This window comes from Agrobacterium sp. El2ro-1b, assembly GCF_048298475.1.
Lineage (GTDB): Bacteria > Pseudomonadota > Alphaproteobacteria > Rhizobiales > Rhizobiaceae > Agrobacterium > Agrobacterium fabrum.
Genome location: NZ_CP103458.1, coordinates 2,559,023 through 2,585,690, shown reverse-complemented (window position 1 = coordinate 2,585,690; position 26,668 = coordinate 2,559,023). Strand labels below are relative to the sequence as shown.

The 26,668-nt window shown below is 60.8% G+C and carries 25 protein-coding genes and 1 riboswitch; of the genes, 20 read left to right on the top strand and 5 right to left on the bottom strand.

What is annotated here, in order from left to right:
* Positions 1–136 precede the first annotated feature (136 nt).
* The 9 genes from NYR50_RS12640 (at position 137) to NYR50_RS12600 (ending at position 9,483) form a co-directional block, all read left to right on the top strand.
* The gene (locus NYR50_RS12640) at positions 137–1,702 is read left to right on the top strand and encodes a sugar ABC transporter ATP-binding protein (protein ID WP_418136168.1); all 1,566 of its coding nucleotides are present in this window, start codon (positions 137–139) and stop codon (positions 1,700–1,702) included.
* 8 nt (positions 1,703–1,710) lie between these two features.
* Entirely contained in the window at positions 1,711–2,733 is a 1,023-nt protein-coding gene (locus NYR50_RS12635) for an ABC transporter permease (protein WP_006311044.1), read from the top strand.
* A 76-nt stretch (positions 2,734–2,809) separates the two neighbouring features.
* Positions 2,810–3,751, top strand: a complete 942-nt coding sequence (locus NYR50_RS12630; RefSeq protein ID WP_418136167.1) for an ABC transporter substrate-binding protein — start codon at positions 2,810–2,812, stop codon at positions 3,749–3,751.
* 93 nt (positions 3,752–3,844) lie between these two features.
* Positions 3,845–4,858 carry an aldo/keto reductase gene (locus tag NYR50_RS12625; protein ID WP_418136166.1) on the top strand — a complete coding sequence of 338 codons (1,014 nt, stop codon included), beginning with the start codon at positions 3,845–3,847 and terminating at the stop codon, positions 4,856–4,858.
* A 4-nt stretch (positions 4,859–4,862) separates the two neighbouring features.
* Positions 4,863–5,684, top strand: coding sequence for an amidohydrolase family protein (locus NYR50_RS12620; RefSeq protein ID WP_418136165.1), 822 nt, complete (start codon positions 4,863–4,865; stop codon positions 5,682–5,684).
* A 3-nt stretch (positions 5,685–5,687) separates the two neighbouring features.
* Positions 5,688–6,698, top strand: coding sequence for a zinc-binding alcohol dehydrogenase family protein (locus NYR50_RS12615; protein ID WP_418136164.1), 1,011 nt, complete (start codon positions 5,688–5,690; stop codon positions 6,696–6,698).
* Positions 6,695–7,828 (top strand): mannitol dehydrogenase family protein, encoded by a 1,134-nt coding sequence (locus NYR50_RS12610; protein WP_418136163.1) that lies wholly within the window; start codon positions 6,695–6,697, stop codon positions 7,826–7,828. The genes NYR50_RS12615 and NYR50_RS12610 overlap by 4 nt, the downstream gene beginning before the upstream one ends.
* Positions 7,829–7,839: 11 nt before the next feature.
* Positions 7,840–8,169 (top strand): L-rhamnose mutarotase, encoded by a 330-nt coding sequence (locus NYR50_RS12605; RefSeq protein WP_418136162.1) that lies wholly within the window; start codon positions 7,840–7,842, stop codon positions 8,167–8,169.
* 36 nt (positions 8,170–8,205) lie between these two features.
* On the top strand, positions 8,206–9,483 hold the full coding sequence (locus tag NYR50_RS12600) for an L-fuconate dehydratase (protein ID WP_418136161.1): 1,278 nt from the start codon (positions 8,206–8,208) through the stop codon (positions 9,481–9,483).
* Here the strand turns inward: NYR50_RS12600 and cobD are convergent.
* Entirely contained in the window at positions 9,465–10,511 is a 1,047-nt protein-coding gene (cobD, locus tag NYR50_RS12595; protein WP_418136160.1) for a threonine-phosphate decarboxylase CobD, read from the bottom strand. The genes NYR50_RS12600 and cobD overlap by 19 nt on opposite strands.
* On the opposite strand from cobD, the gene cbiB reads away from it, so the two are divergent.
* A complete protein-coding gene (gene cbiB / locus NYR50_RS12590) occupies positions 10,510–11,475 on the top strand; it encodes an adenosylcobinamide-phosphate synthase CbiB (protein ID WP_418136159.1) in 966 nt (321 codons plus the stop codon). The genes cobD and cbiB overlap by 2 nt on opposite strands.
* On the opposite strand, the gene NYR50_RS12585 is transcribed toward cbiB, so the two are convergent.
* Positions 11,462–12,919, bottom strand: a complete 1,458-nt coding sequence (locus tag NYR50_RS12585) for a cobyric acid synthase (protein ID WP_418136158.1) — start codon at positions 12,917–12,919, stop codon at positions 11,462–11,464. The two genes, cbiB and NYR50_RS12585, sit on opposite strands and share 14 nt — an antisense overlap.
* Before the next feature lies 1 nt (position 12,920).
* Positions 12,921–13,538 (bottom strand): cob(I)yrinic acid a,c-diamide adenosyltransferase, encoded by a 618-nt coding sequence (cobO, locus tag NYR50_RS12580; protein ID WP_418137302.1) that lies wholly within the window; start codon positions 13,536–13,538, stop codon positions 12,921–12,923.
* Positions 13,539–13,672: 134 nt separating this feature from the next.
* Positions 13,673–13,890: riboswitch (cobalamin riboswitch) on the top strand.
* Positions 13,891–14,008: 118 nt separating this feature from the next.
* Here cobO and NYR50_RS12575 point away from each other — a divergent pair.
* The 7 genes from NYR50_RS12575 to NYR50_RS12545 all read left to right on the top strand — a co-directional run bounded on the left by NYR50_RS12575 (position 14,009) and on the right by NYR50_RS12545 (position 22,386).
* Positions 14,009–14,434, top strand: coding sequence for a DUF1636 family protein (locus NYR50_RS12575; protein ID WP_162688145.1), 426 nt, complete (start codon positions 14,009–14,011; stop codon positions 14,432–14,434).
* Positions 14,431–15,468 carry a cobalamin biosynthesis protein CobW gene (gene cobW / locus NYR50_RS12570; protein ID WP_418136157.1) on the top strand — a complete coding sequence of 346 codons (1,038 nt, stop codon included), beginning with the start codon at positions 14,431–14,433 and terminating at the stop codon, positions 15,466–15,468. The genes NYR50_RS12575 and cobW overlap by 4 nt, the downstream gene beginning before the upstream one ends.
* A 64-nt stretch (positions 15,469–15,532) precedes the next feature.
* Positions 15,533–18,880 carry a cobaltochelatase subunit CobN gene (gene cobN / locus NYR50_RS12565; RefSeq protein ID WP_418136156.1) on the top strand — a complete coding sequence of 1,116 codons (3,348 nt, stop codon included), beginning with the start codon at positions 15,533–15,535 and terminating at the stop codon, positions 18,878–18,880.
* Positions 18,880–20,235 carry a precorrin-3B synthase gene (gene cobG / locus NYR50_RS12560; protein ID WP_418137301.1) on the top strand — a complete coding sequence of 452 codons (1,356 nt, stop codon included), beginning with the start codon at positions 18,880–18,882 and terminating at the stop codon, positions 20,233–20,235. The genes cobN and cobG overlap by 1 nt, the downstream gene beginning before the upstream one ends.
* Positions 20,232–20,864 carry a precorrin-8X methylmutase gene (locus tag NYR50_RS12555; protein ID WP_418136155.1) on the top strand — a complete coding sequence of 211 codons (633 nt, stop codon included), beginning with the start codon at positions 20,232–20,234 and terminating at the stop codon, positions 20,862–20,864. The genes cobG and NYR50_RS12555 overlap by 4 nt, the downstream gene beginning before the upstream one ends.
* A complete protein-coding gene (locus tag NYR50_RS12550; RefSeq protein WP_418136154.1) occupies positions 20,861–21,628 on the top strand; it encodes a precorrin-2 C(20)-methyltransferase in 768 nt (255 codons plus the stop codon). The genes NYR50_RS12555 and NYR50_RS12550 overlap by 4 nt, the downstream gene beginning before the upstream one ends.
* A complete protein-coding gene (locus NYR50_RS12545) occupies positions 21,625–22,386 on the top strand; it encodes a precorrin-3B C(17)-methyltransferase (RefSeq protein ID WP_418136153.1) in 762 nt (253 codons plus the stop codon). The genes NYR50_RS12550 and NYR50_RS12545 overlap by 4 nt, the downstream gene beginning before the upstream one ends.
* Here the strand turns inward: NYR50_RS12545 and NYR50_RS12540 are convergent.
* Positions 22,353–23,135, bottom strand: a complete 783-nt coding sequence (locus NYR50_RS12540; protein WP_174009503.1) for a cobalt-precorrin-6A reductase — start codon at positions 23,133–23,135, stop codon at positions 22,353–22,355. The two genes, NYR50_RS12545 and NYR50_RS12540, sit on opposite strands and share 34 nt — an antisense overlap.
* Here NYR50_RS12540 and cbiE point away from each other — a divergent pair.
* From cbiE to cobM, 3 genes are read left to right on the top strand one after another with little or no spacing between them, the layout of a single operon-like run.
* Positions 23,134–24,393: a precorrin-6y C5,15-methyltransferase (decarboxylating) subunit CbiE gene (gene cbiE / locus NYR50_RS12535; protein ID WP_418136152.1), complete on the top strand. Its 1,260-nt coding sequence runs from the start codon at positions 23,134–23,136 to the stop codon at positions 24,391–24,393. The genes NYR50_RS12540 and cbiE overlap by 2 nt on opposite strands.
* Entirely contained in the window at positions 24,387–24,806 is a 420-nt protein-coding gene (locus NYR50_RS12530) for a cobalamin biosynthesis protein (RefSeq protein ID WP_418137300.1), read from the top strand. Before cbiE ends, NYR50_RS12530 begins: the two co-directional genes overlap by 7 nt.
* Positions 24,803–25,576, top strand: coding sequence for a precorrin-4 C(11)-methyltransferase (gene cobM, locus NYR50_RS12525; RefSeq protein WP_418136151.1), 774 nt, complete (start codon positions 24,803–24,805; stop codon positions 25,574–25,576). Before NYR50_RS12530 ends, cobM begins: the two co-directional genes overlap by 4 nt.
* Here the strand turns inward: cobM and NYR50_RS12520 are convergent.
* Entirely contained in the window at positions 25,531–26,661 is a 1,131-nt protein-coding gene (locus NYR50_RS12520) for a cobalt-precorrin-5B (C(1))-methyltransferase (protein WP_418136150.1), read from the bottom strand. The two genes, cobM and NYR50_RS12520, sit on opposite strands and share 46 nt — an antisense overlap.
* Positions 26,662–26,668: the final 7 nt, after the last annotated feature.

Below are 26,668 nucleotides of genomic sequence, written 5' to 3'. Positions count from 1 at the left end.
GTACTGACTTTCTGTTGCCTTCAAAGCTCGTCTTCAATTTTTGACCTAATTGGCTTGACCATTATAAAAAACCGGCCTAACCATTTGCCCTGTTCAAGGCCCCCGGTGGAGCGGGGAACAGGGTGGAGGTTTCCAGATGTCGCAGGGCGCATCGACAATTCGGGGCGATTTTTCGCCTGAGGAGATGGCTCGTGCGGAGCGTTCGGTCCTTCTGCGTCTCGAGAACATCAGCAAGGAATTTCCAGGCGTAAAGGCACTGTCCAACGTTCATTTCGATCTGCGCAGCGGCGAAGTACATGCCGTCTGCGGCGAGAATGGCGCGGGGAAATCGACACTGATGAAGATCATCAGCGGTGTCTACCAGCCGAGTGAAGGAACGATCCTGCACAAGGGCGCGAAGGTGCAATATGCATCGCCGCTGCAATCCGAAGCCGCCGGCATCGCCATCATCCATCAGGAACTCAACCTCGTTCCGCATCTTTCCGTTGCCGAGAACATTTATCTGGCGCGTGAGCCGCGCCGGGGTTTTCTCGTGGACCGCAAGAAACTGCGACTCGATGCCAAACGCTGTCTCGACCGGCTGGGCGTCCATATCAATCCCGACCAGCTGGTCCGCGGTCTTTCCGTCGCGCAATGTCAGATGGTGGAAATCGCCAAGGCGCTCTCTCTTGATGCCGAAGTGCTGATCATGGATGAGCCGACCTCCTCGCTGACCGAGCAGGAAACCCGGCTTCTGTTCAAGGTCATCCGCGATCTCAAGGCCTCCGGCGTCGGCATCGTCTATATTTCCCACCGTCTCGATGAAATGGCCGAGATCGTCGACCGCGTGACGGTCCTGCGCGACGGACGTTATATTTCAACCGACGATTTTGCTTCGATCACCGTTGATGACATTGTAACGCGCATGGTCGGGCGTTCGCTGGAAGATAAATTCCCCGAACGTACCTCGCGCCCAACGGACGAGATCATTTTCTCTGCTGAAGGATTGACGCGCAAAGGGGTCTTCAGCGATGTCAGTTTTTCGTTGCGGCGCGGCGAAATCCTCGGTTTTGCAGGACTTATGGGCGCGGGACGAACGGAAGTTGCGCGGGCAATCTTTGGGGCCGATCCCCTCGATGCGGGCAAGATCGTTTTCAACGGGCGCGAGCTTTCTATCAGTTCACCCCGGGACGCGATCGAAGAAGGCATTGCCTATCTCTCCGAAGACCGCAAAAGCGATGGCCTCGCCATCAAGATGTCAGTGGCGGCCAATACGACGCTCGCTAATCTTGATGAACTTTCCAACCGTTTTGGGCTGATCGACTTCAAGAAGCATGACGAGGTCACCAAGCGGTACGTCGATCTGCTGAATATCCGCACCCCTTCAATCGATCAGACGGTGCGGCTGCTTTCGGGCGGCAACCAGCAGAAAATCATCATCGGCAAATGGCTGTTCCGTCAGTCGCGCGTACTGTTCTTCGACGAGCCGACGCGCGGTATCGATGTCGGCGCGAAGTTCGCGATCTACAAGATCATGGACGAACTGGCCGCACAGGGCATCGGCGTCATTCTCATCAGTTCGGAACTGCCGGAAATTCTGGGACTGACGGATCGTATCGCGGTGTTCCATCAGGGCCGTATCACCGGCGTGCTTGAAACCGCCAAGACCAATCAAGAAGAAATCATGCGGTATGCGTCCGGTTACGGCCGGGCCGCGCAGTGAGGAACGACATGGCCAATATTGCAGAACCCAAGAAGGGCTTCGCCGTCAGCGATCGCCAGAAGGACATCATCCAGAAATTTGCGGCGCTCGGAAGCCTCTTTGCGCTGGTCGCGGTCTTCTCCGCAACCAGCAACGCCTTCTTCACCGTCAATAATGGCATGACGATCGCGTTGCAGGTGACTTCCATTGCGCTGCTCGGCATTGGTGCCACCTGTGTCATCATCACCGGCGGCATCGATCTTTCCGTCGGTTCGGTGCTTGCGCTTGCCGGCGTCGTTGCCGCCCTTGCGGTGAAGGAACTCGGCATGCCGGTGCCCATCGGCATGTTGCTCGGCATTCTGACGGGGTCGCTTTGTGGTCTCATCAACGGTCTTCTGGTAACGCGCTTCAAGCTGCCGCCCTTCATCGCCACGCTCGGCATGATGTTGATTGCCCGCGGTGTGGCCCTGCAGATCACCGGTGCGCGCGCCGTATCCGGCCTGGGCGAGTCCTTCGGCGAACTCGGCAACGGTGCGCTCTTCCGCATCGTCACTATCGGTGATGACGGTTTTCCGAATGTCGTGTTTCCCGGCATTCCCTATCCGGTCATCCTGATGGTGGTTATTGCGCTTGCGGTTTCCTTCATGCTCAACCGCTCCATCCTCGGCCGCCACATCTATGCCGTGGGTTCCAATGCGGATGCTGCCCGGCTTTCCGGCGTCAACGTCGCCCGCGTTACCAATTTCACCTACATCCTGTCCGGCACGCTCGCCGGGCTGACGGGCTGCGTGCTGATGTCGCGCCTCGTTACCGCCCAGCCAAACGAAGGTGTGATGTATGAGCTGGATGCCATTGCCAGCGCGGTCATCGGCGGCACGTCGCTGATCGGCGGCGTGGGCACGATTTCCGGCACGGCCATCGGCGCCTTTGTCATCGGCATTTTGCGTAACGGCCTCAATATGAATGGCGTTTCCGCCTTCACGCAACAGATCATCATCGGCCTCGTCATTCTGGTCACCGTCTGGATCGACCAGCTGCGCAACCGCCGCTGATCAAACGGGCTGCGGACCCTTTCCGCAAACAAGATCGGCAGGGGAGGCCCGGTATGCCGACATCACGGAGGAAGAAATGAAGAAAATTACGACTGCCCTTCTGACATCCGCAATCGCGCTGTGGAGTGTTTCCACCGTGCAGGCAGGTGAAATCGCCGTCATCGTCAAGACCGTCAACTCCACTTTCTGGCAGAACGTCCAGAAGGGCGCTGACGCGGCGATGAAGAACTCTTCCGGCAACACCATGACCTTCCAGGGCCCGGCTGCGGAATCTGCGATTGCCGACCAGGTCAACATGGTCGAAAACGCCATCAACCGCAAGGTTGCGGGTATCGTTCTGGCGCCTTCCGATCCGGACGCGCTGGTGCCTGCCGTCAAGAAGGCCTGGGAAGCCCGTATTCCGGTGGTTCTGATCGACTCTCAGCTCGCCAAGGGCTCGGAGCAATATTATCAGTCGTTCCTGGCGACCGATAACAAGAAAGCCGGCGAACTGGCAGCGCAGGCGCTGATCGACAAGGTCGGCACGGAAGGCAAGATTGCCGTCATGTCCTATGTCGCCGGTGCCGGTTCCGAAATCGGCCGAGTCGGCGGTTTCACCGATTACATTCAGATGCATTCGAAGCTTCAGATCGTTGGCCCGTTCTATTCGCAGTCGCAGATGGCGACGGCGCTGAACCAGACCACCGACGTTCTGACCGCGAATTCCGACCTGAAGGGCATTTTCGGCGCCAATGAGCCGACCGCCATCGGTGTTGGCCGCGCGCTTGCCCAGTCCGGCAAGGCCGGTAAGGTCGTCGCCATCGGCTTCGACGGTAACCAGGACCTGCAGAGCTTCGTCAAGGACGGCACGCTGGCCGGCATCGTGGTTCAGGGTTCCTACCAGATGGGTGAAAAAGGCGTGGAAACCGTGACCAAGCTGATCAACAAGGAAAAGGTTGAGAAGTTCGTCGATACCGGCGTCGTTGTTGTCACCAAGGACAATATCGAGAAGCCTGAAGCCAAGAACGTGCTTTACTGATGCTGACGGCGCGCCGCCGAAGGGTGGCGCGCCTCATCACCCGCGTGCGGTTTCACCCACCGCTCCATTTCAAGATTTCGGGAAGTGCCTGCGATGAAAGTCTCCGATACACGTCAATTGCCGAACCGTCCGGTAGAGGTCACAATCATGGGCCTTGGTTGCGCCCAGATGGGCAATCTCTACCGTGTTACGCCCTATGAGGAATCCAAGGGTGCGTTCGACAAGGCGTGGGAAAGCGGCATGCGCTATTTCGATACCGCGCCGTTTTATGGCTATACGCGCTCGGAGCGTCGCCTAGGCACCATGGTGACCGAGCATGACCGCGACGACTATACGCTCAGCACCAAGGTCGGCCGTGTGATGGTGCCGGATGAGACCGTGGGCCCGGAGGAGGATGCCTATATTGCGCCCCTGCCGTTCCGCCCGGTCTATGATTATTCCTATGACGGTATTCTGCGGTCCTTCGAGGCAAGCCAGCAGCGGCTGGGTATCCTGAAGCCGGATATTCTTTATGTGCATGATATCGGTTCCCATACCCATGGCGAAAAGCACCAACACTATTGGGAGCAGCTGACCACCGGCGGCGGGTTCCGTGCGCTTGGCAAGTTGCGTGACGAAGGATCGACCGGGGCTGTCGGCCTTGGCGTCAACGAGTGGGAAATCATCAACGACGCCATGGATGTCTTCGATATCGACGTCGCCATGCTGGCCGGCCGCTATACGTTGCTCGAACAGCAAAGCCTTGCTTTCATGAACCGTTGCGCTGAAACCGGCGTCGCCATCGTTGTTGCCGGCGCTTTCAATTCGGGCATTCTGGCAGGTAACCGCAAATTCAACTATGCCGATGCGCCTGCCGATATCCTCCAGCGCGTGGATGCCCTGCATAACGTATGTGAGGAGCTGGGTGTCTCGCTGCAGGCCGCGGCGCTACAGTTTCCGCTTGCCCATCCGGCATCGGTCACGGTCGTTTCAGGTGCGCGCAATGCGCAACAGCTCGCCGCCAATATCGAATGGTTCGAGCAATCCATCCCGGATGAATTCTGGTCGGAGTTGCACAAGCGCGGCCTGATTGCCGAAGGTGCGCCCGTGCCGGGCGGAAAGGCCTGAGGCAATGCTCATCGACGCCCACCAGCATTTCTGGCTGCTGAAGGATCGCGCCGGGCAATGGCCGCCGCCATCGCTTGCCGCCATCTACCGGGATTTTCTTCCGGCCGATCTCTCGCCATTGTTAGCCGCCGCCGGGGTTTCCGGCACGGTGCTGGTGCAGACGATGGAGACGGCGGCCGATACGGATTTCATGCTGGAGCTGGCGGAAAAGACCGATTTCATCAGGGGTGTTGTCGGCTGGATCGACATGAAGTCCACCGACGCGGTGGCGCAAATTGCCAACCGGGCGCAACATCCGGCCTTCAAGGGTGTGCGCCCCATGCTGCAGGGCATGGAAGATGTCGCCTGGATAGACGATCCCGCGCTGGATGCTGCCGTGGAGGCACTGATGAAACACGGCCTGGTGTTCGATGCGCTGGTCCTGCCACCCAATCTGCCGCCTCTTCTCTCTTTTGCCAGTAAGCATCCAGAGTTGCCTGTTGTTATCGATCATGGTGCGAAGCCTCTGATTGCCACCGGTCACTATCGTGACTGGCGGCGCGATATGGCGGCTCTTGCAGCCCTTCCCAATGTGCATTGCAAGCTATCCGGCCTGCTGACCGAGCGCGGCGAGCAGCGTCCGGAAGCGGTGCGGCCCTATGTCGAAACAATTCTGGAATTATTCGGCGGTGATCGCGTGATTTTCGGAAGTGACTGGCCGGTGCTGCGCCTTGCGGGCGACTATAAGGGCTGGCTGGATTTCTGCCGCGATATCGTGCCGGCGAAGGACCATGCGGCAGTTTTCGGCGGCAACGCCATTCGTTTTTACTCCCTTACTGACAGGTGATGCATGCTGGCGATTTTCTGTGACACTCCCGGTCAATTAACCGCCAAGGATCTGCCGAAACCCGTGCGCGGCGAAGGTGAAGTTCTGGTGCGTATTCGCCGGATTGGCGTTTGCGGCACGGATCTGCACATCTTCACCGGGAACCAGCCCTATCTCTCCTATCCGCGTATCATGGGTCACGAACTTTCCGGCACGGTTGAGGAGGCACCCGCTGGCAGCCACCTTTCCGCTGGCGATGTGGTGACCATCATTCCCTATATGTCCTGCGGGAAATGTAACGCCTGCCTGAAGGGTAAGAGCAATTGCTGCCGCAATATCGGTGTGCTTGGCGTTCATCGCGATGGCGGCATGGTGGAATATCTGAGCGTGCCGCAGCAATTCGTGCTGAAGGCGGAGGGGCTGAGCCTCGACCAGGCAGCCATGACGGAATTTCTGGCGATCGGTGCCCATGCGGTGCGTCGCGGTGCCGTCGAAAAAGGGCAGAAGGTCCTGATTGTCGGTGCCGGCCCGATCGGCATGGCGGTTGCTGTTTTCGCGGTTCTCGATGGCGCGGAAGTGACGATGATCGACGGTCGCACCGACCGGCTGGATTTCTGCAAGGACCACCTCGGTGTCGCTCATACGGTCGCCCTCGGCGACGGTGACAAGGATCGTCTGTCCGACATCACCGCTGGCGATTTCTTCGATGCGGTCTTCGATGCGACCGGCAATCCGAAAGCCATGGAGCGTGGTTTCTCCTTCGTTGGTCACGGCGGCTCCTATGTTCTGGTGTCCATCGTCGCCAGTGATATCAGCTTCAACGACCCGGAATTTCACAAGCGTGAGACGACGTTGCTCGGCAGCCGCAACGCGACGCCGGATGATTTCGAGCGGGTGCTTCACGCCTTGCGCGAAGGGAAAGTGCCGGAGGCGCTGATCACCCATCGCATGACACTTGCCGATGTTCCCTCGAAATTCGCCGGTCTGACCGATCCGAAAGCCGGAGTCATCAAGGGAATGGTGGAGGTCGCATGACGCCCGATACGCCCATCCTGCAATTCGGCACCAGCCGCTTTCTTCTCGCCCATGCGGATCTGTTCGTTTCGCAGGCACTGGACAAGGGAGAGGCGCTGGGCCGCATTGCAATTGTTCAGACCACCGGCAATGCGGAGAGCCTGAAGCGTGTTGCGGCACTGAACAGCGGCGCGCCCTACCCCGTGCGTATTCGCGGTATCAGCGATGGGCAGGAAGTTGACGAGGAAATTCAAGGCAAGGCAGTCGCGCGGGCTTTGACCGCCGCGACCGATTGGGCCGAGGTGCGCCGTCTCGCCTGTGTGGCCGAGGTCATTCTGTCCAACACGGGCGATCGCGGTTATGAGCTGGATTCGGGCGACGGACCCGAGCTTGCCGCCGATTTCACCATCGTGCCGAAAAGCTTTCCGGCGAAGCTTTGCATGCTGCTGCTCGAGCGTTTTGAGCTTAATCCCGAAGCGCCCGTCTCGATTTTCCCCTGCGAGCTCGTGCCGCGTAACGGCGAAAAGCTGAGCCAAGTCATTCGCCGGCTTGCAGATGAATGCCAATTGCCGGCAGGTTTTGCGTTCTATCTGAATGAGAAGTGCCGTTTCGCCAATAGTCTGGTGGACCGCATTGTCTCCGAGCCGATCGATCCTGTTGGTGCTGTGGCGGAACCCTATGCACTGTGGGCAATCGAGAAACAGGAAGGTCTTGTCCTTCCCTGTACGCACCCTGCTGTGGTGCTGACAGATAATCTCGACCACTATGAAAAACTGAAGTTGTTCCTGCTCAATCTCGGTCACTCCTATCTGGCGGAGCGCTGGGTGCAGGATGGGCGCTCGAAGGACGAGACGGTGCGACAGGCCATGGCCGACGACGCTCTGGTGGCGGATCTGGAAGCGCTCTGGCACGACGAGGTTCTGCCGGTCTTTGCGACTGAAGGCATGGGAGACGAGGCGCAAACCTATATTGGCGTGTTGCGGGAGCGTTTGCGCAATCCTTTTCTCGCCCATCGCCTTGCCGATATCGCAGGCAACCATGACGAAAAGAAGCGTCGCCGCTTTTCGCCGGTCATTGCCGCCGCCGAAAGGCTGGGATTGAAACTGCCGCAGTCGAAGCTGCGGGCGGCGCTTGCCACCATCAAGCAATAACGGAGTTTTTCATGCAGCGCATGGGCATGGTCATCGGCGTCAAGCCTGAGATGATCGCGGAATATAAAAGGCTGCACGCTGCGGTCTGGCCGGAGGTTCTGGCATTGATCAGCGAAAGCAACATTCGCAACTACACGATTTTCCTGCGCGAGCCGGAAAATCTGCTGTTTGGCTATTGGGAATATCACGGCAGCGATTTCAGCGCCGATATGGCGAAGATAGCTGCAAGCCCGAAGAACCAGGAGTGGTGGTCTTTCACCATACCCTGTCAGCAACCACTCGAAAGCTGCAAGGAAGACGAGTGGTGGGCAATGATGGAAGAAACCTTCCACCTCGATTGAACGATTTTCTTTGACTCTGACCGCGAGTAACCGGCCATGACCAAAATTACAGATCTGCGTGTTTTCGACCTGCGTTTCCCGACCTCTCAAAGTCTCGATGGTTCGGATGCGATGAACCCCGACCCCGATTATTCGGCGGCTTACGTCATTCTCGATACGGACGAGCCGGGCCTGAAGGGCCATGGCCTGACCTTCACCATCGGCCGTGGTAATGACATTTGCTGCATGGCCATCGAAGCGATGCGTCACCTGGTCGTCGGCACCGATCTTGCCACCGTCACCGAAAACCCCGGCAAATATTGGCGGCATCTGACGAGTGACAGCCAGCTGCGCTGGATCGGTCCGGATAAGGGCGCGATGCATCTCGCTACCGGCGCCGTGGTCAACGCGGTGTGGGATTTGCTGGCCAAGAAGGCCGGTAAGCCGGTCTGGCAGCTTGTCGCCGATATGAGCCCGGAAGAAATCGCCGATATCGTCGATTATCGCTATCTGACCGACGTGCTGACCCGGGACGAAGCGCTTGCGATCCTCAAAAAAGCCGAAAGCGGCAAGAAGGAACGTATCGAGGCGCTGAAGAACGAAGGTTACGCCTGCTATACGACATCTGCCGGCTGGCTTGGTTATGACGACGCCAAGCTGCGCCGCCTTTGCCAGGAAGCCATCGACGCCGGATTCAATCATGTGAAGATGAAGGTCGGCCGCGATATGGAAGACGATGTTCGCCGTCTTACCATTGCCCGTGACGTGATCGGTCCCGACCGTTACCTGATGATTGACGCCAATCAGGTCTGGGAAGTCGATCAGGCCATCGAGTGGGTCAACAAGCTTGCCTTCTGCAACCCCTTCTTCATTGAAGAGCCGACGAGCCCGGACGACGTCGCCGGCCATCGCAAGATTCGCGCGGCCATCGGGCCGGTCAAGGTGGCAACCGGTGAAATGTGCCAGAACCGTATCATGTTCAAGCAGTTCATCGCCGAGGGCGCCATCGATGTGGTGCAGATCGACAGCTGCCGCATGGGCGGTCTGAATGAGGTGCTGGCGGTGCTGCTGATCGCTGCCAAATACAATTTGCCGGTCTGGCCGCATGCCGGTGGCGTCGGCCTCTGCGAATATGTGCAGCATCTGTCGATGATCGACTATCTGGTCGTATCGGGAACGAAGGAAGGCCGCGTGATCGAATATGTCGACCACCTGCACGAGCATTTCATCGAACCCTGCGATATCAGAAACGCCGCTTACATGCCGCCGAAATTGCCGGGCTTCTCCATCGAAATGAAGCCGGAGTCGATTGAGACCTACACCTTCGAGGAATAGTGAAAGGATGACAGCGCCTCCTTGAGCCGCTGCCACTCCGTTTCGCTACCGGGAAGGCCGAAACGCATGTCGTTCGGCCTTTCATCAAAAATGCGGACCAGAATGCCGTGTCGGCCAAGATGGCTGGACAAGTCTGCGGTGCGGGAATCCCGCACCAGAGTAAACAGCGAGGTGCCGCCGGCAATTGCCAACCCCGCTTTCTGCAGCATGGCGTTCATGCGCCGGGCGTCTTCGGCGAGGTGCAGACGCATGGACGATTGCCATTCCCCGTCCGCCAGGGCCTGCGTCGCGATATGCAGCGCGGGGCCGGAAACCGCCCAGGGGCCGAGCCTTGCCTCCAGTTCAGCAGCGATATCGGGCTGCGCAATCGCGAAACCCAGCCGAACGCCTGCCATGCCGTAAAATTTACCGAAAGAGCGCAGGATCACCAGTGCATCCTGACCGGCGGCATTTGCGAGGCTTTCGGCACCTCCTGTCTCGATGAAGGCTTCGTCCACGACGAGCAGCCCACCCTTGCGGCGCATGGCGGCGGCCAGCGACAACAAGGCGGCGCGATCCGTGATGCGGCCATCGGGATTATTGGGATTGACCACCACGGCATAATCATGAGCCGACATCGCATCGATGTTTTCCACCTCGGTCACAGCCAGTCCGGCCATGCGTGCGGTTCGGGCATGTTCCGCATAGGCGGGTGAAAGCACGGCGCCGCTCTTGGCCCCACGGGCGATAGCGATCTGGGCCAGCAATGGCATCAGCATCTGGGTGCCGGGGGAAAGCGCCACATTCCGGGCGGAGGGCGCACCGAAATGGGTTGCGGCCAGATATTTTAGTTCTTCGGCGGCGTCCGGTTCCGGCAGGCGGGCGAATGCGCTGGCGGGAATGGGCGAATGCGGGTAGGAGTGCGGATTGATACCGGTCGAAAGGTCGATCCACGGTTCAGGCGATTCCGGAAACATCAGGCGCGCCTTGCCGAGATTGCCGCCGTGACGGATCGCTCCCTGAGCCTTTTCTGGTACTGTCTCGCCCATGTTCTTTGCTCTCGCTTTCCTGTCGCTCGTGATCGAACGCCTGACCGGCTATCCGGACTGGCTGTTCAAACGCATCGGCCACCCCGTCACCTGGATCGGTTCGCTTATCGCGCTCATGGACAAAAAATGGAACTGGGAGAGCGCATCATTTTCTCAGCGCAAAGCCGCAGGTGTTGCGGCGCTGGTTGTTTTTGTCGGGCTGACGGTGATCCTTGCATGGTTTGCGCAGTCGGTTTTGCTCGTCCTGCCCTTCGGTCTCTTGGCTGTGGCGATATTGGGTGCGTCGCTTCCGGCGCAAAAAAGTCTGGAACAGCATGTGGAGGCAGTCGCCACGGCGCTGGAGCGCGAGGGGGTGGAAGGCGGCCGCAAGGCAGTGTCGATGATCGTCGGGCGCGATCCGCAAAAGCTAGATGAGGCAGCGATCTGCCGGGCGGCGATCGAAAGTCTCGCCGAGAATTTTTCCGATGGCATCGTCGCTCCTGCCTTCTGGCTCGGATTTCTGGGCCTGCCTGGTGGTGCGGCTTACAAGGCGATCAATACGGCAGACAGCATGATTGGCCATCGTTCTCCGCGCCATGAAGCCTTCGGCTGGGCCTCGGCCCGGCTGGATGATCTCGTCAATCTGCCGGCCTCTAGACTGAGCGGCAGCCTGTTTGTGGTCGCCGCTTTTTTTGTCGAGGGCGCGTCGCCAAAAGCGGCCATTGCCGCGATCCGTCGCGATGCGCGCCACCACCGCTCCCCCAATGCCGGCTGGCCGGAGGCGGCGTTGGCCGGTGCCCTCGGTTTTGCGCTCGCCGGGCCGCGTTCCTATGGCGGGCAGATGATAGAGGCGCGTTTCATGGGCGAAGGCGGGAGGTCGGCGCTGGTTACCGGTGATATTCGCAAGGCATTGCGGCTGGCGCGGATCGCGGACCTGTTGCTGATCGGCCTGTTCGGACTTCTGGCGATCCTTATCGCGCTATAGCAAGCAGCCTCTCGAGATCGAGGTGTTGCTCCATATGCGCAGCCAGACGGTCGAGAACCGCATCCACCTGCGCGTCATAGTTCAGGTCCGTGCCTTGCCCGCCGAGACGCACGAGCCATGCGCTGCGCTGGCGGTCATCCGCAAAAAGACCGTGAATATAGGTGCCGAAGACGCGGCCGTCGGGCGAAATGGTCCCATCGTCATGTCCGTCGATCGTCGAAAACACCAGACTACCCGCTATTCCCGTGGTTTCACCGACATGCATTTCGTAGCCGGATAAACCAACGCCGTCGAAACTCGTGCCCCGCACGGAAACGAGCCGTTTGTCGCCCGTCAAAACCGTGTCAACGTCCAGCAGGCCGAGCCCCTCGACAGTCGCCGGCGGTCCCTCAATGCCGTCAGGATCGGCAACGGTTTTTCCAAGCATCTGGTAACCGCCGCAAAGGCCGAGAACATAGCCGCCGCGCCTCACATGTGCCTTTATATCGATGTCCAGGCCCGCATCTTTCAGCACGGCGAGATCGGCGATGGTGGATTTCGAGCCACAGAGCAAAACCAGACGGCAATCGGCGGGGATCGTCTCACCCGGCCGAACGCGGATCAGTTCCACATCTGGCTCCATGTCGAGAGGATCGAGATCGTCGAAATTGGAAATATGCGGCAGGATCGGCACGGCGATGCGGATTTTTGCGCCGGGCTTCCGTTGGGCCGGGCCGGAAAGCCCCAGAGCATCCTCCGCCGGCAGTTTCGCGGCATCGGAAAAATGCGGCAAAAGCCCGATGGAGGACCAATCGGCCTTTTCCGCAATCATCCGCATGCCATCGGAAAACAGCGCCGGATCGCCGCGAAATCGGTTGACGATAAAACCTTCGATCATCGCCGCGTCATCGGCATCAAGCACTGCTTTGGTCCCGACGAGGCTGGCGATGACACCGCCGCGGTCTATATCGCCGATCAGGATCACTGGCGCATCGGCTGCCCGGGCAAAACCCATATTGGCGATGTCATTGGCGCGGAGGTTTATTTCCGAGGCGCTGCCTGCCCCTTCCACCAGCACCAGATCGGCCTGTTGTTTCAAGTGCTCGAAACTATCAAGCACGCGCGGCATCAGCCCGGCCTTCATATGCTGATAATCGGCCGCCTTGGCGTTGCCGATGATCTTGCCCTGCACTACCACCTGTGCGCCGGTTTCGCTCTGCGGCTTCAGGAGCACCGGGTTCATGTGCACGGAAAGCGGCACGCCCGCTGCCCGCGCCTGCAGCGCCTGCGCACGGCCGATCTCGCCGCCATCGGCGGTAACTGCGGCATTGTTCGACATGTTCTGCGGCTTGAACGGCATGACGGAGAGGCCACGCCGGGTGAATGCGCGGGCAAGGCCGGCCACCATCAGCGATTTGCCGACATCGGAGCCGGTTCCCTGAAACATCAGCACCCGCGCGGTCATATCAGAACTCTATCCCGGCCTGAGCCTTAACGCCCGCCTTGAAGTGGTGTTTCACCAGCGTCATTTCCGTCACCATGTCGGCGGCGTCGATCAGCGGCTGTTTGGCGTTGCGGCCGGTCACGATGACATGCAGATCGGGCCTGCGGCTGGAGAGTGTTCCGACGACTTCTTCCAGCGGCAGGTAATCGTAGCGCAAGGCGATGTTCAGCTCGTCGAGGACCAGGAGGCCAATGGTTTCGTCCGCCATCAGGGTCTTTGCTTCTTCCCAGGCCTTCGTTGCTGCCGCGACATCACGCTTCAGATCCTGCGTGTCCCATGTGAAACCTTCACCCATGGTGCGCCAGACGACCTTGTCGCCGAAGAGCGTCAGGGCCTGCTGCTCTCCCGTTGACCATGCACCCTTGATGAATTGCACGACGCCCACCCGCCGCCCGGTGCCGAGCATGCGCAAGGCGAGGCCGAAAGCGGCCGTGGACTTGCCCTTACCGGGGCCGGTATTGATCATCAGCAGGCCTTTTTCGACGGTCTTTTCCGCAACTTCGGCGTCCTGCACCGTCTTGCGGGTGACCATTTTCTGCCGGTGGCGTTCGGCTTCGCTGTCGCTGATGTCGCGGGTCATCGCTCGTTCCTTCTTGTCCTGCGGCGCGAGACCTTTTGCCCCCGCCATTCGGAGCGGCGACTATACTCAATTTGCCGCACCCGGCAATGCGCTGGTCACGGGCACACGGCATTGACCCTCACACCCGTTCAGCCTAAGGGTAAGGGACTGACGGTCTTTTCCCGGCAACGGGAAAAGCTAAGAGGGAACACGGTTCCGCCCCGAGAAAGGGTCATTCCGTGGCTGCCCCCGCAACTGTAAGCGGTAAGCCCGCACCGTAAAGCCACTGAACCTTTATGATCGGTTCGGGAAGGCGGTGACAGGGTGTTGATAGCCGCAAGCCAGGAGACCTGCCGTTTCAGGAAAAAACGTCTGCCGGGCGGGGTGCTCCGGTCAGTCGGTCAGATCGAACAGCGGGTTTGCGCCTGTCGCATACCGTTTTCGATAGCCGCACCCCGATGAATTTTAACGTGGCGCGGGAACGGGACGGTTTGGATATTTCAGCGACATCTTCAGGTTCAAATGGGAACCCGCAGGACGAAACCGCGCCGGGCGTTACCGTCTTTGTATGCCGCAGTTGTCGCGACGATGTCGATCCCAATGCCGAACCGCGTCCCGGTTCGCGTCTTGCCGATGCCGTCATTGAAAAGGCGCAGGAGAGTGGCATTGCCGTTCGCTCTGTTAATTGCCTTGCCAATTGCAAGCGTGGTCTCAGCGCCGTTCTGCGCAGCGCCGATGGCTGGTCTTATGTGTTTGGCGGTCTGACGCCCGGTGATGCGGAAGACCTGCTGACCGGCGCTCGGCTGCTTTCCGCCGCCCCCGATGGCCTGATGCCCTGGCGTGGCCGCCCCGAACCCCTAAAGCGCGGCATGGTGGCGCGCATTCCCCCATTCGATTTTACCGAGGAGAGATCATGAGCACCCTTCTGGACCGCGTTCCCTGCACTATCGTCACCGGCTTTCTGGGGGCCGGAAAAACCACGCTTCTGCGCGGCCTTCTCGAAAAGCTTGACGGTAAGCGGCTCGCCATCATCGTCAATGAATTCGGCGATATCGGCATCGATGGCGAAATTCTGAAAGGCTGCGGCATTGAAAGCTGCCCCGAGGAAAACATCGTCGAGCTGGCCAATGGCTGCATCTGCTGCACGGTGGCGGATGATTTCCAGCCCGCCATCGAACAAATCCTCAGCCGCCAGCCGAAGGTGGAGCATATCCTCATCGAGACCTCCGGCCTTGCCTTACCGAAGCCCCTGGTGCAGGCCTTCCAGTGGCCGGCCATCAAAAGCCACGTGACTGTCGATGCCGTGGTCGCCGTGGTGGATGGTGCAGCGCTGGCCGAGGGGCAGGTCGCCCACGACATGGAAGCGCTTGCTGCCCAGCGTGCCAACGACGAAGCGCTCGACCATGACGATCCGGTCGAAGAGGTCTTCGAAGATCAGGTCGCCTGCGCCGATCTTATCGTGCTCACCAAGGCCGATCTTCTCGACGATGCCGGCCTCGAGAAGGCCAAGGCCCATATCCTCGAACATCTGCCAAAGGCGGCGAAGATCGTTGTCGCTTCGAATGGTGCCATCGATCCGGCCGTGCTGATCGGTCTCGGCCTTGCGGTGGAAGAGGATATTGAAAACCGTCGCACCCATCATGATGGCGAACTTGACCATGAACATGATGATTTCGACAGCTTCGTCATCGACCTGCCGGCCGTTACCGATCCGGAGGCGCTGGCGGCCCGTATCGCACAGACGGCCGCTGCCGAGAATGTGTTGCGCATCAAGGGCTTCATCGAAGTCGCCGCCAAGCCCATGCGTCTGCAGGTGCAGGCTGTCGGCAGCCGCGTCAACCACTATTACGACCGCCCCTGGGCCGCGGGTGAAGAGCGCCGCAGCCGTCTCGTCGTCATCGGCGAAAAGGGCATTAACCGCGAAAAGATCGAACAGATGCTGGCCGCCTGACACAACCCATTTGCGCATTGTCCGGACGCAAAACCGCTGCGCACTTTTACTGGAAATGCTTTAGATGCATATTCTCGCCACCACATCCTCGTCTCTGGACGACTTGATCGAGCCGGTTGATCTCAACCAGCCTCGCTCGGATGTGGTGGCGCTGTCTTTTTCGGCAAGCGATCTTGCCGGGCTTGAGCGGGCTTGGCGGCAGGCGGGAGATCTCCCGTCCCTCTCCGCCGCGAACCTGTCCGAACTTCGACATCCGATGTCGGTCGATCTCTGGATCGAAAAAACGGCGGAACATGCCCGCGTTATTCTTATCCGGATTCTAGGAGGCGCGGAGCGCTGGCGCTATGGGGTCGATCAGCTGGCTATTCTGGCGCGCAGGCGGGGCATCAAGCTTCTGCTTTTGCCCGGGGAGTGCAGCGAAAGGGATGAAAAGCTCGAAGCGGCCTCTACCGTCGATAAGCCCATGCTGGCTTCCGTTCTCTCCTTCTTTCGCGAAGGTGGAAGAGAGAATATGGGCCGTCTGGCCGCTGGCCTGGCTGTTCTGGCGGATCGAGGAGAATGGCCGGATATAAAGGCCGAACCCCTGCCGAAAGCCGGCTTCTATCGGCCGGATCTGGGTGTCGCGGGGCAGGACGAGGCTTGTGCCGGGTTTCCTACCGGTGCGTCTGTTCTGCCCATTCTCTTTTACCGCTCCATGCTTCTGGCGGAAGATGCTGCACCCGTCGATGCGCTGTTTCAGGCTCTCTCTGCGCGCGGGTTTGCACCCCTGCCGATTTTCGTCAGCGGGTTGAAGGATGGGGAAGCGATCCGTTTTCTCGAAACGGTGCTGCCCGCTCTCCAGCCCGCCGCGATCATCGCCGCAACGGCTTTTGCCAGCCAGACGGATGATAGAGGCGAGACGTTGTTCGACCGCCTCGGCGTTCCCGTTTTCCAGGTGGTGATGGCGACCACCCGGCGCGACGGATGGGCGGAAAATGCGCGCGGGCTCAATCCGTCCGATCTTGCCATGCATGTCGTCTTGCCTGAACTGGACGGCCGGATTCTTGCAGGGGCGATTTCGTTCAAACAGGCTCGGACGGATGGCGGTGTCAGTCTTCTGAATGTGTCGGAGGCGGATCGTGTCGAGCAGGTGGCGAACCGCATCGCGGCCTTTCTGCGAATGAAATCTGCGCCGCCGCGGGATCGCCGCGTCGTCATCCTGATGCCGGATTATCCCGGTGCCGCGCCGGGGCGCACCGGTTATGCCGTTGGTCTCGATGTGCCGCAAAGCGTGCTGGAAATGCTGCGCGATCTCGCCGATGCCGGTTATGCGGTGGAGGAGATTCCTGAAACAGCGCGGGCGCTGCTCGATCGTATCGAGAGCCAGGAAGCGACCGTCGATCTTTCCACCTATCGGGATTTTTTTGCGGGTTTGACTGAGACCGCCTCCAGCTCGGTGAATGCGACGTGGGGAGCTGCGGAACAGGACGACGCTTTCGCCGACGGCACCTTCCGTTTTCGCGTTGCCCGCTTCGGCCAGGTCTTCGTAGCGCTCGCGCCGGATCGGGGGCGGAACGAGGATCGTCGGGTGGATTATCACGACCCTGCCATGCCGCCACGCCACGCGCTCGTCGCCTTCGGCGCATGGATGCAGCGTGTGGCAGCGGCGCATGCCATCGTGCATGTGGGCGCGCATGGCACGTTGGAATGGTTGCCGGGCAAGACGGTTGCGCTTTCCCGCGATTGTTTCCCGGAAATCGTCACCGGCCCGCTGCCGGTGGTCTATCCGTTCATCGTCTCCAACCCCGGTGAAGCGGCGGTGGCAAAACGGCGGATTGCTGCCGTCACCATCGGCCATGTTCCACCGGTGCTTGTCAATGCCGGGCTTTCGCCGCAACAGTTGGCGCTGGAACAGCTGGTCGATGAATATGCGCAGGCGGATGGCCTTGATCGCCGCCGCCGTGACCGGCTGGCGAAGCTGATCGTTGAAAAGGCGCTGGAAACCGGGCTGGCGGCCGAGGCGGGCGTTGGCGCGAAGGATGATGCCGATAAGGCCCTTTCACGCATCGATGCCTTTCTCTGCGACCTCAAGGATTTTGCCATCAAGGACGGCCAGCATGTTTTCGGCCGTTCCCCCGAAGGGGAGGCGGATCCTCTCCGGCTTCAGAGCGCCAAGGCTGAGAAAGCCGCGCTGCTTGCGGCGCTCGATGGCCGGCACATCGCCCCCGGCCCTTCCGGCGCGCCGGCGCGAGGGCGTCTCGATGTGCTGCCCACCGGCCGCAACCTTTATGCCGCCGATCCCCGCACCATGCCGACGCCGACAGCTTTCGAGCTTGGCCGCATGGCGGGCGAAGAGGTGCTTCGGCATCATCTGCAGTCCCATGGTGATTGGCCGAAACATCTGGTGTTCGATCTCTGGGGCAGCGCCAGCCTTCGCAATGGCGGCGAGGATGTGGCGCAGGCGCTGCATCTGATGGGGGCAAGGCCAATCCATGATCCTGCCACGGGCCGGGTTACCGGCATTGAGGTTCTGCCACCCGCGAGCCTCGGCCGCCCGCGGGTCGATGTGACTTTTCGAATTTCCGGCCTGTTCCGCGATATGTTTCCGGCGCTCATCGCGCTTCTCGATGCCGCTGCCAAGGCAGTTGCGCGGCGGGACGAAGCGCCGGGCGACAATCCGCTGGCGGAGGAGGCGGCAGCGCTTGGGCATATTCCTGCGCGCATCTTCGGTTCAGCGCCCGGCACCTATGGCGCCGGTATCGAGGAAAAGCTTGCCAGCGGTGCGTGGGATGAACGCGAGGAGCTGGGGCAGGCCTATCTCGATGCGGCGAACCATGCGTTTGGTGGCGCCGATGGGCTTGAAATCTTCGAGGATGCCGGCTTTACGGAGCTGGTACGCCGGGCCGATCTTCTGGTTCATACCGGCGATGATCCCGGTCGCGATCTTCTCGACGGCTCTTCCGATGTCGCCTTTATCGGCGGTTTTTCCGCTGCGAAGGCAGTACTTGGCGGCATCGCCGATATCGTCGCACTGGATACGACCGATCCGGCACGCCCGCGTGCGAGATCGATGACACAGGCGCTGACGCGGGTGGTGCGCGCCCGCGCCGTCAATCCGCGGTTCATTGCCGGCCAGATGCGGCACGGCCCACGCGGGGCGGCGGAATTTGCAGAAACGGTGGACCGGTTGGTCGGCTTTGCCGAAACCACCCATACGGTATCCTCCTTGCTGATCGAGGCGCTTTACGATGCCTATTTCGGCAATGAGGATGTGCGCGATTTCATCCTGCGGGAAAATCCGAAGGCGGCCGAGGTGATGGCCGCGCGCTTTTTATCCGCCCGCCGCCGTGGCCTGTGGCACAGCCGCCGCAATGCGGTGGATGCGGAGCTGGAAATGCTGACCCTGCCCCGATCCGAAAGGGTAGGTGCATGATGGCCGCCGTTGCCGATCCTGTTCAGCCATTTGGCCGTCGTGGTCTGTGCCCGGCCTCGTCCGCCCCCATGCAAACCGGCGACGGTTTTTTGTCGCGGGTTGCTTTCGAGGCGGATATCTCGCCCCGTGCGATGGTGACGCTTTGCGGTCTTGCCGAGCGCCACGGCAATGGGTTGATCGATATTACCGCGCGCGGCAGCCTGCAATTTCGTGGCCTGACGCCGGAAAGCGCCAGCGCTCTGGAGAAAGATGTTCTGGGGCTTGATTTGTCACTACGCGAAGGGCTTGGGGTCGAGACTTCGCCCCTTGCTGGTCGGGATGATACGGAAATCGCGGATGGCCGTTTTCTCGCCGAGGAAATTAGAAAAGGCTCTGGCGCCCTGGCGCTGCATGATAAACTCGCGGCCAAAACTTCTGTCGTCATTGATGGCGGCGGACGCCTCTCCATGGGCGATTTGCTGGCCGATATTCGTTTGAAAGCAATCCGGCTGGAAGGTAGGACTTTCTGGCAATTGCTTGTTGGCGGGCCGGAACGTACGGCGCTGAATGCGGGACTGGTTGAGTCAGTTAAGGCGGCCGGTGTGGTTCTGTCACTTCTTGTTTTTCTGGCTGAAAAGGGACCGTTTGCCCGCGGTCGCGATCTGGATCGGCAGACCGTGAAGGCGATTTGCGGTGAGCGTCTGCTGGATTGGGGAAGCGGGGGCGAAGCCCGGACCCCTTCGTTGCCCCTGGGTTTGATGATGACGGGAGAGAACCGCTTCGCCGTTGGTATAGCGCCTGCTTTCGGACAGGTTCGAGGTGCCGACTTGGCGCATCTCTGCGAGCGGGCTGATACGTTCGGTATGGATGACCTGCGTCCATCGCTAAATCATAGCCTGCTATTTTTCGGATCGTCGTCGGCCTGTGAGGCTTTGCATGAGGCAGCGGTGGCATCCGGCTTCGTCACGACGGCAGGCGATGCGCGGTCCTCCATCGCGGTCTGTCCCGGCGCGCCGGGCTGTGCCTCGGCTTTTCTTCACACGCACGACCTGGCGGCTTTTGCTGCCAAAGAATGTGCCGCGTTGCTGGACGGTTCCTTCACGCTGCATGTTTCCGGCTGCGGCAAGGGCTGTGCACATCCCGCGCCCTCACTTTTCACTCTCGCGGGCACTTCGGATGGTCTGGCATTCTCGATTTCCGGCCGCGCCGGTGACCCGCCAGACGGGATTTTGCCCTTCGAGCAACAGAAGACCGCGCTTTCGCGGCTTGCCCGTCTTTACGAAAAAGAACATAAGCCCGGTGAAAACGCCGCCATCTTTTTTGCCCGTCTGGGCCGGGAGGAAATCGGTGCGGCGCTTCGACAGGATAACCAATGACCGACTATGATTATATTCGCGATGGCAATGCGATCTATGAGCGCTCTTTCGCCATTATTCGCGAAGAAGCGGATTTATCCGCCTTTACCGAGGAGCAGGCGGATATCGCCGTTCGCATGATCCATGCCTGCGGGCAGGTGGAGGCGGCAGGCCATTTCCGCTTTTCGCCGGATTTCGTTTCGGCCGCGCGGGGCGCCTTGCTCGCCGGCAAACCCGTTCTGTGTGATGCGCAAATGGTTGCGCATGGCGTGACGCACGCAAGGCTTCCGGCTGATAATGCTGTCATCTGCACGCTTCGCGATCCACGCACGCCGGAACTTGCGAAAAACATCGGCAACACCCGATCCGCCGCTGCGCTTGATCTCTGGGCGGATCATCTGGAGGGGGCTCTGGTCGCTATCGGCAACGCGCCAACGGCGCTGTTTTATCTTCTGGAAATGCTGGAAAAAGGCGGCCCGCGTCCGGCTGCCATCATCGGTATGCCGGTTGGTTTCGTCGGTGCGGCGGAATCGAAAGATGCGCTGGAGGCAAGTGCGCTTGGTATTCCCTATGCTATCGTCAAGGGACGTTTGGGCGGCTCGGCGATGACGGCCGCCGCCATCAACGCGGTTGCGAGGGCGGGCCTGTGAGTGCTGCTCTTTTTGAACATGCCAAGGGTAAGCTCGTCGGCGTCGGCACCGGTCCGGGTGATCCTGAGCTGCTGACGCTGAAAGCCGTGCGCGCCATCGAAAATGCAAATGTTCTCGCCTTTTTTTGCAAGAAGGGCAGCGCCGGCAATGGCCGTGGCATTGTCGAAGCCTTTATTCGTCCCGGCACGCTGGAAATGCCGCTGGTCTATCCCGTCACTGTCGAAAGCGACAAGAACGGCGAGGATTATCGCGGCGCGATTGCTGCTTTCTTTGATCAGTCGGCAAAGGACATTGCCGTGCATCTCGATGCCGGGCGCAATGTCGCCGTGCTGTCTGAGGGCGATCCGCTGTTTTACGGCTCCTATATGCATCTGCATCTGCGGCTTGCGCCTTCCTATGAGGCGGAAGTCGTCGCCGGCATCACCGCCATGTCCGGCTGCTGGTCCATGGCCGGTTTGCCGCTGGTGCAGGGCGACGATATTCTGAGCGTGCTTCCCGGCACGCTGGCAGAAGAGGTGCTCGCGGAGCGGCTCTCCGGCACGGATGGCGCCGTGATCATGAAGGTCGGCCGCAATCTGCCGAAAATCCGCCGCGCGCTGGAAGTGGCCGGCAAGCTCGAAGAGGCGCTGTATGTCGAGCGCGGCACCATGGCAAACAGCCACGCGGTGCGGCTCATCGAGCGTGATGCCTCGCCAGCGCCCTACTTCTCGCTTGTCCTGGTGCCGGGCTGGAAAACCAGGCCAGCCGGGAGCGAAGGGTCATGACCGGCAAACTGGTTGTTGTCGGCCTTGGTCCCGGTAATGTGGATCAGGTGACGCCTGAGGCGCTGGCCGCTGTCGAGTCATCGGAAGATTTTTTCGGTTATATTCCCTATCTCGACCGCCTGTCGCTTGGGCCTCACCAGCGACGCCATGCTTCCGACAATCGCGAGGAAATCTCCCGCGCCGAACAGGCGCTCACGCTTGCGGCCGAAGGTGGCAAGGTCTGCGTGGTGTCAGGCGGCGATCCCGGTGTTTTCGCCATGGCCGCGGCGATTTGCGAGGCGATTGAAAACGGCCCCTCCGAATGGCGTGAGATCGATTTTTCCGTCGTGCCTGGTGTGACCGCCATGCTGGCCGTGGCCGCTAAAGCCGGTGCGCCGCTCGGGCATGATTTCTGTGCCATTTCGCTTTCGGATAATCTCAAGCCCTGGGGCATCATCGAAAAACGGTTGATCGCGGCGGCGGACGCCGGATTCGTGATGGCTTTCTACAATCCTGTCAGCAAGGCGCGGCCGCACCAGCTTGGTACCGCCTTCGACCTGTTGCGCAAACATTTGCCCGGCTCGGTGCCGGTGATCTTCGGCCGCGCCGCAGGCCGGGTTGATGAACGTATTCGGGTGGTGCCCCTGTCTGAGGCGTCGAGCGACATGGCCGACATGGCCACCTGCATCATCGTCGGCTCGGTGGAAACCCGCCTGATCGCGCGTTCCGGCAAGGAACCGATCGTTTATTCGCCACGGTTTTCGAAAAGGGAAAGCTGATGGCGTATGGCGGTGAGCGCAGTGGCGATATCCGGCACGGTCACATTATTCGCGGGCGTATCGTTCAATTGTTGCGGCCGTTCGATCATGATGACCGGCAGGCCGAGCCGTCTCGCTGCTTCGATCTTGCCGTAACTGGCGCTGCCGCCAGAGTTTTTCGATATCACCACCTCGATGCGGTTTTCCTCCAGCATGCGGATTTCATCTTCCGTCACGAAAGGACCACGCGCGGTGATATAGCGCGCATCCGGGGCCCTCAGCGGCGGTTCCACCGGGTCGACGCTGCGGATGAGATAACTGTGCTGGGGCGCGGCTTCGAAAGGAAGAAGCTCCTGACGGCCGAGCGCCAGAAACACGCGTCTGCCCGTAGTGCCCAGCGCGGTGACGGCCTGTCCGACGGTGTGGACGCTCTGCCATGTGTCACCCGGCTGACGCGGCCAGCCGGGGCGCGAGAGCACGACCAGTGGTACATTGGCAAGCCTTGCCGCCTCGACGGCATTGGCGGAAATTCTGGCCGCATAGGGATGGGTGGCGTCCACGAGAATATCGAAACCCTCTGTGCGAATGAAATCCGCCAGCCCTGCCGCGCCGCCAAACCCGCCGCTGCGCATCGGCACGGGCTGTTCCACCGGCGAAAGCGTGCGCCCGGCCATCGACAGCAGAATTCGGTAGCCGGAGTCTTCCGCCAGCTGGCCGGCCAGAATGCGGGCATCCGCCGTGCCGCCAAGGATGAGCATGGAGCGTGTCATGACGTCTGAATATTCCGGAATGGCAAAGGCTTCCACTGAAAAGAACGAAAAGCCGTGGCTTTCCATCGTCGGTATCGGCGAGGACGGACTTGAGGGGCTGGGTGAAAATGCGCGTCAGGCGATAGAGGCGGCCGAGATGGTTTTCGGCGGCAAACGCCATCTGGAACTGGTGGCTGCGGCCATTCGCGGCGAAGCGCGCACCTGGCCGGTGCCGTTCGATGTAGAAATGAGCGATGTTTTTGCATTGCGTGGCCGCACGGTCTGTGTTCTGGCTTCCGGCGATCCGTTCTTCTATGGTGTCGGCGTCACGCTTCTGCGGCGGATTCCAGCGGCGGAAACGGTCTGTTATCCCTCCCCTTCAGCCTTTTCGCTGGCAGCCTCGCGGCTCGGCTGGGCCTTGCAATCGGCGGAATGCGTTTCGCTGCATGGGCGTTCCATCGATCTGTTGCGGCCACATCTGCATCATGGCGCGCGGATCATCGCGCTGACGTCCGACGAGCGCGACCCGGCCTTGGTTGCGCGGCTGCTGTCCGATGCCGGATTCGGCCTTTCGGAATTCATCCTGCTTGAAGCATTGGGCGGAGACCGGGAAAAGCGACGGCAAATCCGGGCTGCTGATTTTGGCTTTGAAGATATTGATCCGCTCAATGTCGTGGCGATCGAGGTCGTGGCGGATGAGGGCGCGCGTATCCTGCCTTTTGCTCATGGCCTTGATGACGGCCTGTTTGAACATGACGGACAGATCACCAAGCGTGAAATCCGCGCGGTGACGCTTTCCTCACTCGCCCCCCGCCGGGGAGAGCTGCTGTGGGATATTGGTGCGGGCTCCGGCTCGATCGGTATCGAATGGATGTTGTCGCATCCTTCGCTGCGCGCCATCGCCATCGAGCAGCATCTGGAAAGGGCTGAGCGGATTGCCCGCAATGCTGACGCTTTTGGTGTTCCGGGGCTCGAGGTCATGATCGGCACGGCTCCGGCAGCTTTTGAAGGCTTGTCTTCACCGGATGCGATCTTTATCGGCGGCGGCGGCAGTGAGACGGGCGTGCTGGAGGCCGCCATGGATGCTCTGAAACCGGGCGGGCGGCTGGTCGCCAATGCAGTGACGCTGGAAATGGAAGCGGTATTGCTGGCTGCCCACGCGAAATTCGGCGGTTCGATGATCCGGCTGGAAGTTTCGCGGGCTGCTGCTGTCGGTTCCATGTCCGGTTGGCGTCCGGCCATGCCGGTGACACAATGGAGCTGGGTCAAGCCATGGTGACCGTGGCCGGCATAGGCTGCCGCAAAGGTGCCACGTCGGACGCGATCATTGCGGCTGTGCGGGCGGCCGAGCGCACTTTTGGCGTCACGGTTGACTATCTGGCGACTGCCCCGATAAAGGCCGACGAGGCCGGCCTTGCGGAGGCGGCGAAAGGCTTGTCTCTGTCGCTTGAAATCGTGGCGCAGGAACGGCTTGAAGCGGTTGCCGCCGAGACGATGACATTTTCACAGGCTAGCCTCGATCACGCTGGTTCGCCAAGCGTCAGCGAAGCAGCGGCGCTTGCGGCGGCTGGTGCAGGCGCAAAGCTGGTCGCGCCACGCCTCGTGGTCGGTGACGTCACTGTGGCTATCGCAATGACGCACCACGCGCCGCATGGTAGCCGCAGCGCCATTGAATACGGAGAACAAGAATGACGGTTCATTTCATCGGCGCCGGTCCGGGCGCCGCCGATCTCATCACGGTGCGCGGGCGCGATCTTATCGCGACCTGCCCGGTCTGCCTTTACGCCGGTTCGCTGGTTCCGAAGGCCTTGATCGATTATTGCCCGCCGGGTGCACGCATTGTCGATACGGCAGCACTTTCGCTTGACGAGATCGAGGCGGAGTTCGTGGCGGCCGCCAAGGCTGGCAAGGATGTGGCGCGGTTGCATTCCGGCGACCTTTCGGTCTGGAGCGCCATGGGCGAGCAGATCCGCCGCCTGGAGCGCCTGGGTCTCGATTATACCGTCACCCCCGGTGTACCCTCATTCGCCGCCGCCGCTGCCACCCTGCAGCGGGAGCTGACGGTGCCGGAAGTGGCGCAGAGCCTGGTCCTGACCCGTATTTCCGGCCGCGCTTCAAAAATGCCTGAGGGTGAGACGCTGAAGGCTTTCGGCGCGACAGGCGCGACACTCGCCATTCATCTCGCCATCCATGCCATCGGCAAGGTGGTGGAGGAACTGACACCGCTTTATGGCTCCGATTGCCCGGTCGCCATTGTCGTGCGCGCATCCTGGCCGGATGAGCGGGTTATCAGAGGCACGCTTTTTGATATCGAGGGCAAACTTGCGGCCGAGCCGGTGGAGCGAACGGCGCTGATCTTCGTCGGGTGTGGTCTGGCCTCAACGGATTTCCGCGAAAGTGCGCTTTATAGCGCCGACTATGTACGCCGGTTCCGGTCCCCGAAGGAGGATGCTGCGGGCTGATGCGACGGCGTGGAGGCGGTGCGCCCCTTGAGTGCACCTTGACGATCAAACACCAGAATATCGAGCGCGATGGCCGGCGTTTTCAGCGCCGCCGCGGCAGTTACCCAGGCTTTTTCCGCAACGATCGCGCCGAGGTCTATGCCTGCGCTTTCGGCCAGCTGAAAGGCGTGCGCTACCATGTTGGCCTGACAGATGGCAACGGCGAGATTGTCATCCCCTCCCGCCTCGGTGGCCAATGCCGCCAAGGCTTCAAGGTCGGCAAGGCCTTTCTTGGAGTGCACGTCGAGCATGCCCTGGGCGAGCTTCGTCATCTTGGCAACGCCGCCGGCGATCGTTACCCGCTCGACCGGGTGGCTGCGCAGATATTTCAGCATGCCGCCGATGAAATCACCCATGTCGATCAGCGCGGTTTCCGGCAGGTCGTAAAGCGCTTGGCCGGCCTTTTCGGATGTATTGCCGGTGGCGCCCAGAACATGGGTGCAGCCGGTCGCACGGGCCACATCGATGCCGCGCCAGATCGAGTGAATCCAGGCGGAGCAGGAAAAGGGAATGACGACGCCGGTGGTGCCCAGAATGGAAATGCCGCCGAGGATTCCAAGCCTGCCATTCAGGGTCTTTTCCGCCAGCTTCTCACCGTCGCGGACGGAAATCTCGACCTCGAAATCGGCATTCTCGCCGGCCACTTCGCGAATGGCGGTCTCGATCATCTTGCGCGGAACGGGGTTTATTGCGGGTTCTCCCGGTGGCAGGGGCAGGCCCGGCCTTGTGATGATGCCAACGCCCTTGCCGGCCCTGAAAGTGATGCCGCTTCCCGGTTCGCCCCGTCTGACCGTGCTTTCGATCAGCGCGCCATGGGTGACGTCAGGATCGTCGCCCGCATCCTTGACGACGCCGGCGCGCGCGAAGTTCTCACCTTTTTCCTCGGTGGCGAGGGAAAATGCCGGCCTCGCGCCGCTTGGAAGTTCCACGTCTACAGGGTAAGGAAACTCGCCGGTCAGAAGGGCGGCGCAGGCCGCCTTCGTGGCGGCTGCCGCGCAGGTGCCCGTGGTCCAGCCGCGGCGAAGGGTCTTTCCATCCGTTTCCATATGCATT

Coding starts and splice junctions, on each gene's coding strand:
- NYR50_RS12640 (WP_418136168.1), top strand. CDS start 137: ATGTCGCAGGGCGCATCGACAATTCGGGGCGATTTTTCGCCTGAGGAG.
- NYR50_RS12635 (WP_006311044.1), top strand. CDS start 1,711: ATGGCCAATATTGCAGAACCCAAGAAGGGCTTCGCCGTCAGCGATCGC.
- NYR50_RS12630 (WP_418136167.1), top strand. CDS start 2,810: ATGAAGAAAATTACGACTGCCCTTCTGACATCCGCAATCGCGCTGTGG.
- NYR50_RS12625 (WP_418136166.1), top strand. CDS start 3,845: ATGAAAGTCTCCGATACACGTCAATTGCCGAACCGTCCGGTAGAGGTC.
- NYR50_RS12620 (WP_418136165.1), top strand. CDS start 4,863: ATGCTCATCGACGCCCACCAGCATTTCTGGCTGCTGAAGGATCGCGCC.
- NYR50_RS12615 (WP_418136164.1), top strand. CDS start 5,688: ATGCTGGCGATTTTCTGTGACACTCCCGGTCAATTAACCGCCAAGGAT.
- NYR50_RS12610 (WP_418136163.1), top strand. CDS start 6,695: ATGACGCCCGATACGCCCATCCTGCAATTCGGCACCAGCCGCTTTCTT.
- NYR50_RS12605 (WP_418136162.1), top strand. CDS start 7,840: ATGCAGCGCATGGGCATGGTCATCGGCGTCAAGCCTGAGATGATCGCG.
- NYR50_RS12600 (WP_418136161.1), top strand. CDS start 8,206: ATGACCAAAATTACAGATCTGCGTGTTTTCGACCTGCGTTTCCCGACC.
- cbiB (WP_418136159.1), top strand. CDS start 10,510: ATGTTCTTTGCTCTCGCTTTCCTGTCGCTCGTGATCGAACGCCTGACC.
- cobD (WP_418136160.1), bottom strand. CDS start 10,511: ATGGGCGAGACAGTACCAGAAAAGGCTCAGGGAGCGATCCGTCACGGC.
- NYR50_RS12585 (WP_418136158.1), bottom strand. CDS start 12,919: ATGACCGCGCGGGTGCTGATGTTTCAGGGAACCGGCTCCGATGTCGGC.
- cobO (WP_418137302.1), bottom strand. CDS start 13,538: ATGACCCGCGACATCAGCGACAGCGAAGCCGAACGCCACCGGCAGAAA.
- cobW (WP_418136157.1), top strand. CDS start 14,431: ATGAGCACCCTTCTGGACCGCGTTCCCTGCACTATCGTCACCGGCTTT.
- cobN (WP_418136156.1), top strand. CDS start 15,533: ATGCATATTCTCGCCACCACATCCTCGTCTCTGGACGACTTGATCGAG.
- cobG (WP_418137301.1), top strand. CDS start 18,880: ATGGCCGCCGTTGCCGATCCTGTTCAGCCATTTGGCCGTCGTGGTCTG.
- NYR50_RS12555 (WP_418136155.1), top strand. CDS start 20,232: ATGACCGACTATGATTATATTCGCGATGGCAATGCGATCTATGAGCGC.
- NYR50_RS12545 (WP_418136153.1), top strand. CDS start 21,625: ATGACCGGCAAACTGGTTGTTGTCGGCCTTGGTCCCGGTAATGTGGAT.
- cbiE (WP_418136152.1), top strand. CDS start 23,134: ATGACGTCTGAATATTCCGGAATGGCAAAGGCTTCCACTGAAAAGAAC.
- NYR50_RS12540 (WP_174009503.1), bottom strand. CDS start 23,135: ATGACACGCTCCATGCTCATCCTTGGCGGCACGGCGGATGCCCGCATT.
- NYR50_RS12530 (WP_418137300.1), top strand. CDS start 24,387: ATGGTGACCGTGGCCGGCATAGGCTGCCGCAAAGGTGCCACGTCGGAC.
- cobM (WP_418136151.1), top strand. CDS start 24,803: ATGACGGTTCATTTCATCGGCGCCGGTCCGGGCGCCGCCGATCTCATC.
- NYR50_RS12520 (WP_418136150.1), bottom strand. CDS start 26,661: ATGGAAACGGATGGAAAGACCCTTCGCCGCGGCTGGACCACGGGCACC.